This window comes from Burkholderia sp. Ac-20344, assembly GCF_017104975.1.
GTDB lineage: Bacteria > Pseudomonadota > Gammaproteobacteria > Burkholderiales > Burkholderiaceae > Burkholderia.
Genome location: NZ_JAAGPP010000230.1, coordinates 1 through 9896, shown reverse-complemented (window position 1 = coordinate 9896; position 9896 = coordinate 1). Strand labels below are relative to the sequence as shown.

Annotated in this window: 11 protein-coding genes and 2 pseudogenes; 6 read left to right on the top strand and 7 right to left on the bottom strand. The window is 65.3% G+C overall.

All coding sequences use genetic code 11. From position 1 onward, the window contains the following. The 4 genes from G3N64_RS36660 to G3N64_RS36645 form a co-directional block, all read right to left on the bottom strand. Window positions 1-225: hypothetical protein (locus G3N64_RS36660; RefSeq protein ID WP_205788516.1), on the bottom strand; the 225-nt coding region annotated here is incomplete at its 3' end. A 419-nt stretch (window positions 226-644) separates the two neighbouring features. Further along, window positions 645-1043 (bottom strand): winged helix-turn-helix domain-containing protein, encoded by a 399-nt coding sequence (locus G3N64_RS36655; protein WP_205788514.1) that lies wholly within the window; start codon window positions 1041-1043, stop codon window positions 645-647. A gap of 441 nt (window positions 1044-1484) precedes the next feature. Continuing rightward, window positions 1485-3695, bottom strand: coding sequence for a xanthine dehydrogenase family protein molybdopterin-binding subunit (locus G3N64_RS36650; RefSeq protein WP_205788513.1), 2211 nt, complete (start codon window positions 3693-3695; stop codon window positions 1485-1487). 2 nt (window positions 3696-3697) lie between these two features. Next, entirely contained in the window at window positions 3698-4159 is a 462-nt protein-coding gene (locus tag G3N64_RS36645; RefSeq protein WP_175040698.1) for a (2Fe-2S)-binding protein, read from the bottom strand. A gap of 181 nt (window positions 4160-4340) precedes the next feature. Between G3N64_RS36645 and G3N64_RS36640 the strand changes: the two genes are divergently transcribed. Continuing rightward, window positions 4341-5264 (top strand): AraC family transcriptional regulator, encoded by a 924-nt coding sequence (locus G3N64_RS36640; RefSeq protein WP_205788512.1) that lies wholly within the window; start codon window positions 4341-4343, stop codon window positions 5262-5264. Between the two features lie 124 nt (window positions 5265-5388). On the opposite strand, the pseudogene G3N64_RS36635 reads toward G3N64_RS36640, so the two are convergent. Together G3N64_RS36635 and G3N64_RS36630 are read right to left on the bottom strand one after the other, a co-directional pair. Beyond that, window positions 5389-5547 (bottom strand): annotated as a pseudogene (locus G3N64_RS36635) (NAD-dependent epimerase/dehydratase family protein); the annotation flags it as partial. Between the two features lie 3 nt (window positions 5548-5550). Then, window positions 5551-6024 carry a hypothetical protein gene (locus G3N64_RS36630; RefSeq protein ID WP_346778855.1) on the bottom strand — a complete coding sequence of 158 codons (474 nt, stop codon included), beginning with the start codon at window positions 6022-6024 and terminating at the stop codon, window positions 5551-5553. Between the two features lie 131 nt (window positions 6025-6155). Between G3N64_RS36630 and G3N64_RS36625 the strand changes: the two genes are divergently transcribed. The 4 genes from G3N64_RS36625 to G3N64_RS36610 all read left to right on the top strand — a co-directional run bounded on the left by G3N64_RS36625 (window position 6156) and on the right by G3N64_RS36610 (window position 9032). Then, window positions 6156-6830 carry a hypothetical protein gene (locus G3N64_RS36625; protein ID WP_205788511.1) on the top strand — a complete coding sequence of 225 codons (675 nt, stop codon included), beginning with the start codon at window positions 6156-6158 and terminating at the stop codon, window positions 6828-6830. 820 nt (window positions 6831-7650) lie between these two features. Continuing rightward, window positions 7651-7974 (top strand): hypothetical protein, encoded by a 324-nt coding sequence (locus tag G3N64_RS36620; protein WP_205788510.1) that lies wholly within the window; start codon window positions 7651-7653, stop codon window positions 7972-7974. Window positions 7975-8085: 111 nt separating this feature from the next. Further along, window positions 8086-8676: a hypothetical protein gene (locus G3N64_RS36615; protein WP_205788509.1), complete on the top strand. Its 591-nt coding sequence runs from the start codon at window positions 8086-8088 to the stop codon at window positions 8674-8676. A gap of 74 nt (window positions 8677-8750) precedes the next feature. After that, entirely contained in the window at window positions 8751-9032 is a 282-nt protein-coding gene (locus G3N64_RS36610) for a hypothetical protein (protein WP_205788508.1), read from the top strand. Window positions 9033-9072: 40 nt separating this feature from the next. Here G3N64_RS36610 and G3N64_RS40060 read toward each other — a convergent pair whose 3' ends face one another. Next, window positions 9073-9330 (bottom strand): hypothetical protein, encoded by a 258-nt coding sequence (locus G3N64_RS40060; RefSeq protein ID WP_241021399.1) that lies wholly within the window; start codon window positions 9328-9330, stop codon window positions 9073-9075. Here G3N64_RS40060 and G3N64_RS36605 point away from each other — a divergent pair. Further along, window positions 9317-9896, top strand: a pseudogene (locus G3N64_RS36605) (chemotaxis protein CheA); the annotation flags it as partial. The gene G3N64_RS40060 and the pseudogene G3N64_RS36605 overlap by 14 nt on opposite strands.

Below are 9896 nucleotides of genomic sequence, written 5' to 3'. Positions count from 1 at the left end.
CGCGTCGCGCCACAGCCAGTCGCCGCCCGGCGGCTTGTTCGGCACCTTGTCGACCGGCCGCGCGCGGCCCGCGATCAGGCCCGACGGAATCGCGACCTCGCCGTCGCGCTTCGCGTCGAAGCGGTAGGTAGGGCGACGCGTCGAGCGCGACCGCGGCCGGCGGCGCGGCGGGCGGTGCGGAAGCGGCGGGCATTGCCCGGTTCGCGGTGTCGCCGGCGTCGGCATTCGTCAGGAACAGCGCAGGCACGGCGGGATCGGGGCGGATTCGGCGTTGGTTCGACGGGTTGTTCTGGGGCCGGTGGCGCTCAGGGGCGCGCGGCTGCTGCGTCGATTGTAGGGACGGCCATGGCCGCGTGCCGTGCCGGAATCCGTAGTCGCGCGCAGCGCGAGACACGCGCCGAAGCGCGGTGCTACGAAGCGTGACGAAGCAGGCAGACAACGGCACGCGACGGCACGCGACGGCACGCGACGGCCGACGCCCAAAAAGCGACCGCCGCCCGGAGGCGGCGGTCGGGTCGCGACGGGCTGGCGGGCCGGGTGGCGTGCCAGCCGCAACCGACGGGCGGGCCGCGAGGCGCTGCGGGCAGCGCGGTGGGGGGGAGTGTGGCGGGCGCGCCGCGAGCAGGCGGCGCGCGGGTGAATCGTCAGGCGTAGTCGGCGACCATCGCGGGCTGCGGCGCAGCGCGCAGGATCGGCGCCGCTTCGTGGCGCTCGACGTGCGTCATCGCCGCACCGAACAGCACGAGGCGATAGCCGACCGCATAGATCGGGATGATCCGCAGGTTCTTGTCGTGATCGAGCTGCAGCTTCGAGCGGATACGCGAGATATGGGTGTCGAGCGTGCGCGACGACACGCCGAGTTCACGGCCCCACACGGCTTCCTGGATTGCTTGCCGCGGCACGACCTTGTTCATGTTGTCGAGCAGGAATTCGACGACGTCGAATTCACGCGGCGTGACCTCAATGATCTTGTTGTCGATTTCGATCGTGCGGCGCACGAAGTTGATTTTTATGTTGTCGATGTACAGGTATTTGCAATCCATGGTGGCCCTCGCATGTCCTTAAAGGAGTGTTTGCGGGTCCTGTGCTGCAACTTCCGGGCCAGGGAGAGGATCGTCAGGTATCGCACCGGCGCAGGCGGCGCGGCAGCCTTGAATTCAAAAGAATTTTTAACGGGAGGCGCGGGACGGAGAGAAAACGGGGCAGGGCAAAAGTGAAGGATTGTTACGTAGCATCGGCGGGTGACGTTACGGGCGTTACGTTCGACGTAACGTCGGGGCGTGGCGGGAATCGGGGCCGGCGGAATGTCGCTGCGGCCGGATGGCGAACTCTACATCGAACCCTACAGGGATCGAAGGGTTCTCCATACGGATCAATGCGTTACGGGTGATTTTTACCGACATCGAACCCTACATCGGTCGCGTTCGGCAAAAGACGCCGGCCGCGAGACGTCTCCGCCCCGCGGCCGGCGTTCCGGCCCGTCATCAAGCCTTCGCGCTATCCGCCGAATCGAACGGCAGCACGTAATGCCGCTTGCCCGTCGCTGCGAAGATCGCGTTCGCGACCGCCGGCCCGATGGGCGCGACGCCCGGCTCGCCGACCCCGGTCGGCGCTTCGGCCGACGGCACGACATGCACCTCGACCTTCGGCATTTCCGCGATGCGCAGCACGTGGTAGCCGTCGAAGTTGCGCTGCTCGACCCGGCCGTCCTTCAGCGTGATCGCGCTGTGCATCGCCGCGCCGAGACCGAAGCCGATGCCGCCTTCCATCTGCGCGGCGACGATGTCGGGATTGATCGCGATCCCGCAATCGACCGCGCACACCACGCGCTCGACCTTCACCTTGCCGTCCGCGTCGACCGACACCTCGGCCACCTGCGCGACATAGCTCTTGAACGCTTCGGCGACCGCGATCCCGCGCCCGCGGCCCTTCGGCAGCGGCTTGGCCGGGTCCCAGCCGGCCTTCTGCGCGGCCAGGTCCAGCACCGCGCGCATGCGCGGCTCCTTCGCGAGCAGGTCGCGGCGGAATGCGTACGGATCCTTGCCCGCCGTGTGCGCGGCTTCGTCGATGAACGCCTCGACCGCGTACGCCGTGTGCGAACTGCCGACCACGCGCCACCACAGCACGGGCAGGCCGACCTGGGTGGTGGTGAGCTCGACCGACACGTTCGGCACCGCGTACGGCAGGTTCGACGCGCCCTCGACCGAGGTGGCGTCGACGCCGTTCTTCACCATGAACGCTTCGAACGGCGTGCCGGCGAGGATCGACTGGCCGACGATCCGGTGACGCCAGCCGACCAGCTTGCCGTCCGCGGTCAGCCCCGCGTCGAGCTTGTGGAAGTACATCGGCCGGTAGAAGCCGCCCTGGATGTCGTCCTCGCGCGTCCACTGCAGCTTGACGGGCTTGCCGTCCGCACCGAGCGCCTTCGCGATCGACACGGCCTCGACCACGTAGTCCGACCACGCGTTCGCGCGCCGGCCGAAGCTGCCGCCTGCGTACAGCGTGTGGATCTGCACCTGCTCGGGCATCAGGCCCGCCGTCCTGGCCGCGTTGGCCTGGTCGACCGTCTGGAACTGGTCGCCGGCCCAGATCTCGCAGCTGTTCGCCGTCAGCTTGACGACCGCGTCGAGCGGCTCCATCGGCGCGTGCGCGAGATACGGGAATTCATACGTCGCGCTGATCTTGCGCGCGGCGCCCGCGATCGCCGCATCGGCATCGCCGTCCTTGCGTGCCGACGTGCCCGGCTTGTCGGCGAGCTGCCGGTATTCGCGCATGATCTCGTCCGAGCTGCGTTTTTCGGCGTTCGCTTCGTCCCATTCGACCTTCAGCGCGTCGCGGCCCTGTTTCGCGGCCCAGAAGCCGGTTCCGACGACCGCGACGCCGCCCGGCACCTGCACGACCGACACGACGCCCGGCACGGCCTTGGCCGCCGTCGCGTCGAACGACTTCACCTTCGCGCCAAAGCGCGGCGGGCGCTGCAGCAGCGCGACGCGCATGCCGGGGAAGGTCGTGTCGAGCGTGAAATGCGCGGTGCCGTTCGATTTTGCCGACGCGTCGACGCGCGGAATCGGGTGTCCGATCAGCTTGAAATCGGCCGGCTGCTTCAGCGCGACCTTGTCCGGCACCGGCAGCTTCGACGCATCGGCGACGAGCGTGCCGTACGCGGCCGTCTTGCCGCTCTTCGCGTGCGTGACGACGCCATTGGCCGTCGTCAGCTCGCCGGCCGGCACTTTCCAGCGGGCCGCCGCGGCCGACACGAGCATCGCGCGGGCCTTGCCGCCCGCTTCTCGCAGTTGCTGCCACGAGTTCGACATGGCCGAGCTGCCGCCCGTACCCTGCATCGTGCCGAACGCGAGGTTCGCGTAGCGCTTCGCATCGGCCGGCGCGCTTTCGACGCGCACGTGCGACCAGTCGGCGTCGAGCTCCTCGGCGACGATCGTCGCGATGCCCGTATACGCGCCCTGGCCCATTTCGACGTGCTTCGCGATGACCGTGACGGTGCCGTCGGGCGTGATGCGCAGGAACGCGTTCGGCGCGAAACCGGCGGCGGGCGCGGTCGCGGCGAGCGCGCGGCGGCCGAAGCCGCTGAAGTCGAAGCCGATGGTCAGGCCGACGGCAGCCGCGGCGCCCGCGGCCTTCAGGAACGTGCGGCGCGACGGACGCACCGACCCGGTGTTGTCGAGTTCGATCGTCATGGTCAGGCTCCCAGCGTCGCGGCCGCGTCGTGGATCGCCGCCCGGATGCGGGTGTAGGTAGCACAGCGGCACAGGTTGCCGTTCATCGCGGCGTCGATGTCCGCGTCGGTCGGCTTCGGGTTCTGTTCGAGCAGCGCGGTGGCCGACATGATCTGGCCGGACTGGCAGTAGCCGCACTGCGGCACCTGCAGCTTGACCCATGCGGCCTGCACGGCCTGCGCGGGCTTGCTCTGCAGGCCTTCGATCGTCGTGACGTGCTTGCCCGCGATGCCGGCGAGCGGCAGCACGCACGAGCGGACGGCCTGGCCTTCGAGATGCACGGTGCACGCGCCGCACTGCGCCATGCCGCAGCCGAACTTCGTGCCGGTCAGTCCCGCGTGTTCGCGAATCGCCCAGAGGACGGGCATCGACGGATCGGCGTCGAGCGTGACGTTCTTGCCGTTCAGGACAAACGAGGTAGGCATTTTGATTGTCTCCGTGGGGAAAACCCGGCATGCGCCCGGTCAGCGGGCAGTGTGCGCGAGCGGCCGGTTTTTGCGTCTACCCAATCCTGCAAATTTATTGAACAATCCTGCAAATCCCCGGCAGGCCGCGGGTGGTTTCGCTATGCTCCCGCGACATGGGGAAATCTATCGAGGAAGCGTCATGGACATGACCGATATCGTGGCGTCGCGCGAATCCGGGCGGCGCGAGCTGGCGACGCTGATCAACCGTTTCGCACCGTCGGACGGCTCGCATTCGACGGCCGTGCCTGGCCTGATGCTGCACCGGCACACGCGGCCGGTCGATCTCGGCTGCGGCGTGTCGCGGGCCGCGCTCGTGATCGCCGCGCAGGGCGCGAAGCGCGTGATCGTGGCTGGCCAGGCTTACGAGTACGACACGCAGAATTGCCTGATTACGTCGATCGACTTGCCGATCCTCTCGCGCGTGACGCACGCGTCGCCGGACGCGCCGTACCTGTGCCTGTCGCTGACGCTCGATCCGCAGCGCATCGTCGAGCTCGCGGCCGAGATGCGGCTGCCCGAACCCGACGCAGGCCCCGAAGGCGAGGGAATCGCGCTCGCCGAGCTGACGCCGCCGCTGCTCGATGCCGCGCTGCGGCTGATCCGGCTGCTCGAGACGCCGGCCGACATTCCGGTCGTCGCGCCGCTGATCGAAAAGGAACTGCTGTACCGGCTGATGACGAGCGGGCAGGGCACGCGGCTGCGGCACATGGCGATCGCGGGCAGCCAGACGCACCGGATCGCGCGCGCGATCGAATGGATCCGCGATCACTTCGCGGAGCCGATGCGCGTCGAGTCGCTCGCGCAGGCGGTCAACATGAGCGTGTCGTCGCTGCACCATCATTTCAAGCACGTCACCACGCTGAGCCCGCTGCAGTACCAGAAGCAGCTGCGGCTGCACGAGGCGCGTCGGCTGTTGCTGCGGCAGGGCGGCGACGTCGGGTCGGTGGCCGCCGTCGTCGGCTACGAAAGCGCGTCGCAGTTCAGCCGCGAATACAGCCGGCTGTTCGGCGCGCCGCCGATGCGCGACGTCGTGCAGTTGCGGAAGAAGGAACTGCTCGGCTGACGGAGCACGGCCGACGCGCTGCCGGTCGTTTCACCGGGCGACCACCGTCGTTTGCAGGAACGCCGGCGCGATCCGCCAGTCCGGCATGTCGTGCGCCGGCCACGCGCCGCGCGTATCGACCGCGTTTCAGGCCGGCGACGTTGAGCTTGCGCCCCGTCAGCAGGCGGTCGATGCACGTGACGGACGCGCCTTCCGTGACCAGGCGCTCGCATGCGTAGCTGCCGAGAAAGCCGGCGCCGCCCGTCACGAGCACGCGCTGACCGGTGCGCGTCTCGCACGCGATCTGTCATTCATGGTTTTCTCCTTCGTCGATCAGTTCCGGGAAGCACACGTCGATCTGCTCGACGGCAGCACGCACGCGCTCCATCCCGCTGCACGGGAATCGTTTCCGCACGCGCCGGTTCGCATGAGTGGATGTCGACGAAGCGCTGCGACAGGCGCTCCGGTTTCGCTGACTACCCCGTTGAAGCTTGAACGACGCAAGCGTCGATCGATCGGTGGTGATCTTCATCGCCTTTTCCCCGATTCGCTGATAGACGAGCAGGCCGCCGTGAGTGATCTTGTGCCTCGGCGTGCCGCTCGGTAAGAGCCGGACATCAGGCAATCGGCATGCCATGAGCGATGCCGTCGCGATGCGCACGGGCGCGGCGGTGCGATTGCCGCACGATGTGCATGCTTCTGTTTCATGCGTGAATCGTGGGGACAGGAAAGCGGGCAGGGCATTGGCCGGATCGATGCGATTCGATTCGACGAAACGCACGATAAATCAGGATTCTGCGGGAATGGCCTCGTCAAAAAAGTGTCGAGTCGAAATGTTTCATCAATGAGAAATGCCCTGATAACGGATTAAAAACGATTCTCGAATGTGCAACCTATCGAGCGATTCGGTGCGTGAAAGGCAGGGCTAATGAGATTGAAAAAAATGATGCCCGGAAACCAGGGCGCGATTTTGCATTTGTTTTAATTATTACGCCGCCACGAAAGTTTTATTTTTTACGGTTCATTTCGACGCTGGATCTGCGTGTGATCCCGTCGGTATTTTCACGGATGAATCAAATTCGTTTCGGTCATCAGGGGAAACGCGTGTCGACGGCTTGTCGGAAGCTGCCGTGTCGGGCTCTCGGCGCCCGGTGTCGGGCAAATCGATTCTCGTTTGTGATGGCCCGGGAAGGGGGCATACACGCCGCGACCCCCGGTTCACACACGGAAATGCCCGCGCCGCCCGCCTTGCGCAGCCGGGCGCTTCTCAAGTTTGAAACACTCGTTCACCTGGCCGTCCGGCGCAGGCTCGCGGGCCGGATTTGTCCGTCTAATCCGGCGATTGCTTCGCGTCGCTCAACGATCGCCGAGGGTGCCAAACCGTTATTGCGATACATTCCTGAAACAAAAAATGTCGTTCCTGGCGCCGCGTGCCGTCTTGGCGGCCGTTTGCTGTGCGCAATCTGCGGTGGAATATCGCGTGGCACGCTGCTTGCGGTATTGGACGCACCGGCGGGCGGCCGACACGAAGTAACGAAGAGGTGGGGCGGCCAACTCGTCAATAAGCAGTCGGGGAAACGGCGATGAAGACCATAAGCAGTACATTGATCGGTGCGTACTTTGCGCATCAGTGGAGTAGTCGGAAAGGCCGGGGCGACGCTCGCGACGCTGTGCCAGCTTCGCGGGTTGCTCAGTCCCGGTTTCTTGCCCGCCGCGCGCTTCGCGTGCTGGCGCGGTTGTCGTGCCGCACGGCAGTCGGGCGACAGCGGTACTCGCTTTCATTCAGTTCACCCGGATGGATCAGGCTGTTCGTGCCGGACAGCGTGATGCCGATTCGTGTTCGGCCGTGCAAGGTCGCTCCGATCGCGCCTGGCCCATGCCGGCGCCGGCCGGATTAGATCGAACGACCGTCGGCCGGATTATCCGGAAGCCCTTTCGTTGCTGGCTCAGGGAGAAGGCATGCCACCTGGCTGAAATGCCGGATCGTTGTCGCCCGGTTAAAGGGTGCATTTTCAACGGTGCCGCATTATTGGGTGGTTAATGTATTCGCGAATTTTCGATTCCGGAATGGAGTGCCGCGTGTCGGCACGCTGTCCGGCGGGGTGTCGAATATCGCGGGCCGGAAAAATGTGCGCATCGTTCCGGTTTATCAGGTAATGGTGTTTTAATTTTTAATTTAATGTTCATAAAAATAATAGAAAACACCTATCAAATAATTTTGGATAACTAAAAAGTGCGAAGCTAAACTTCGGCTGGAAAAAATATCAAAAAATCTGAATTCGAAATGAAGCTGGATTTTCTTAATTTGATAGTGATCCTTACTTTTTTTGAGGATTGCTCAAGTCAGGAAGGTTGATGGCGTGCGATCTTCCTGGCTCACTCTATTCACGCCGTTTTGGAGTCGACCATGAAGAAGCTTCTGATTGCAGCAGCAGTTCTGGCGGTTTCGGGTGCAGCGTTCGCCGCCAGCGGCACGGTGTCGAGCAGCAACTCGACGAGCGGCGGTTCGACGATGGCTGGCGTTGCCGGCTTCGGCCATTTCACCGCGACCGATTCCGGCTCGGCACTCGGCGCAGCCGGCGCACTGGCCGGCGGCCCGGGCAGCGGTTCGGTCTCGTACACGAACCACACCCAATCGTCGTCGGTGAGCGGCTTCGGCTTCGGCGGCGCACAAGCCGGCGGCACCAGCGGCGCGAATGCCGGCTCGATCGGCTGGACGATTCACCACTAAGCCGCGACGCGTAGCGTTCGTCATTGGCTGGCGGTACGGACGCCGGGTTCCGCTCGATGGGGGGAGACCCGGCTCCGCCACCGCCGAACATACTCACAGCAAGGAATTGCTATGAAAGCCAAAGTCATTTTCGCGACAGCGCTCACCGTCTTATCGTCGGCTGCATTGGCAGCGGGTTCCTCCACGACCAACCAGACGCAATCCGTTGCGGCGGGTGTTTCCGGTTCGGTCCTGGTCGGCACCGGCAGCTATACCAGCAATTCGACTTCGACGGCGGGCGCGAACGCGGGCAGTACGGTGACACCCGCTGGTTCCGCCGGCACGGCATCCGCCTACCACAACACGACCTCGACGGCCAGCGGTTCGGGCACGAACGGGGGCGCGTTCGCGGCAGGCGGCGGTATCGGTGCCGCAGGCTCGTACGGTGGAAACGGCAGCACGAGCGAGAACGCGAATGCGCTATCGGGAGGGGTGAGTGCCACGATCGTACTCGGTGCGAACCACTACACGGCCACGAGCGCGAACAACCAGGGCAATGCCAACGCGGGTGCCGCTGGGCTGACCGGCAGTGGTGGGTCAGGCGCGATCACGGGTTCGAATCACACCAACTCGTCGACCGTTTGGAGTACCGGTCCGGCCGGCTCGCCGTCCGCATCGGGCGGAAGCCAGGGCAGTGCGAGTGCGACCGGAAGCAGTCATTAGTCAGGTGTGGGGGGACCAGTTTCCCAGCGACGCTGGTCTCTTTTCCCCACATTGTTGTCACGTAAGGAGTTGGCATGAAGCAGAAACTGATTGCCGCCGCTCTGATGCTCGCGTCTCTGACGGCGTATGGCGCTGACCGTATTGCCAACGACGTGCAATCGAATTTGCAGACGTCAAACAACTCTGACCAGACAACCAAACCGTCAGAACAACAAACGCTTTCTTCGGGCAGTGCCATCGGCGGACCGGACGCCCAGCAGTGGCAGGGCATGTCGGCCGGCTCATGGTCCCAGCTGGGCAACGGCTGGAAACAGTTCGGGGAAGCAGGCAAAGCTGAAGGGAATCAGGGGAATTAACACGGTTGCCTGGGTGGGAGGTCAAACCTCGTCCGGAGAGTCAAATGAACAGCAACAGGATCAAGGTGGCATGCGCAGCGATGTTCGCGATGACCACGATCGGCGCCCAAGCGCAAACCGCCGATTCGACTTCGAGCGCGCAGTCGTCGACGTCGTCGACGGCGATCAGCCAGGGCGGCGGCTCGAGCATGAACACGAACACCACGAGCTCGCGCGGCGGTAACGCCACCAGCTCCAGCGGGGTTCGCGGCAGCGGCAATTCGAGCGTGAACGTGAACGTGACGATGCCGTCCAGCACGAGTGGCGGCGGCGTGACGCCGCAGAGCGTGAGTTCGCTGCAGTCGTCCGGCGCGCCCGGCACCAACCCGTACAACACCCAGACATCGGAAAACGTCAATTACTCCGGGACGCAGACGATCAAGACGAACCCGTCGATCCAGGCGCCGGGCCTCACGACCACGCTGTCGGATACCTGCATGGGATCGGTGAGCGTCGGCGTGTCGTTCCCGGGGTTCGGCGCGACGGGTGGCACGACGCTGGTCGACCAGGCCTGCGTCCGGCGTCTCGATGCGCGTGAATTCCGTGCGATGGGCCTGACCGACGTGGCGCTCGCGCTGCTCTGCCAGAGCGACGCGAACCGGCGTGCGGTGGAAGCGACCGGCCACCTGTGCCCGGGCACGACCACGCCGCTCGCACGTTCGAACGTGGCCCCGAGCGTGGAAGCGACGGTCGCCGACGACCTGAAGTATCGCGATCCGATCGTACGCGACCGCATGGGCTTGCCGCCGCTGGGCGCTGCTGCGCCGGCACCGGCGCAGCCCCGCCCGGTGGCGACGACTTCGGTGCAGGCGGCACCCGTGTCGA

Excerpts from the sequence above, each read along its gene's own strand:
- G3N64_RS36640 (WP_205788512.1), top strand. The coding sequence starts at position 4,341 with ATGGACATGACCGATATCGTGGCGTCGCGCGAATCCGGGCGGCGCGAG.
- G3N64_RS36620 (WP_205788510.1), top strand. The coding sequence starts at position 7,651 with ATGAAGAAGCTTCTGATTGCAGCAGCAGTTCTGGCGGTTTCGGGTGCA.
- G3N64_RS36655 (WP_205788514.1), bottom strand. The coding sequence starts at position 1,043 with ATGGATTGCAAATACCTGTACATCGACAACATAAAAATCAACTTCGTG.
- G3N64_RS36610 (WP_205788508.1), top strand. The coding sequence starts at position 8,751 with ATGAAGCAGAAACTGATTGCCGCCGCTCTGATGCTCGCGTCTCTGACG.
- G3N64_RS36645 (WP_175040698.1), bottom strand. The coding sequence starts at position 4,159 with ATGCCTACCTCGTTTGTCCTGAACGGCAAGAACGTCACGCTCGACGCC.
- G3N64_RS36615 (WP_205788509.1), top strand. The coding sequence starts at position 8,086 with ATGAAAGCCAAAGTCATTTTCGCGACAGCGCTCACCGTCTTATCGTCG.
- G3N64_RS36650 (WP_205788513.1), bottom strand. The coding sequence starts at position 3,695 with ATGACGATCGAACTCGACAACACCGGGTCGGTGCGTCCGTCGCGCCGC.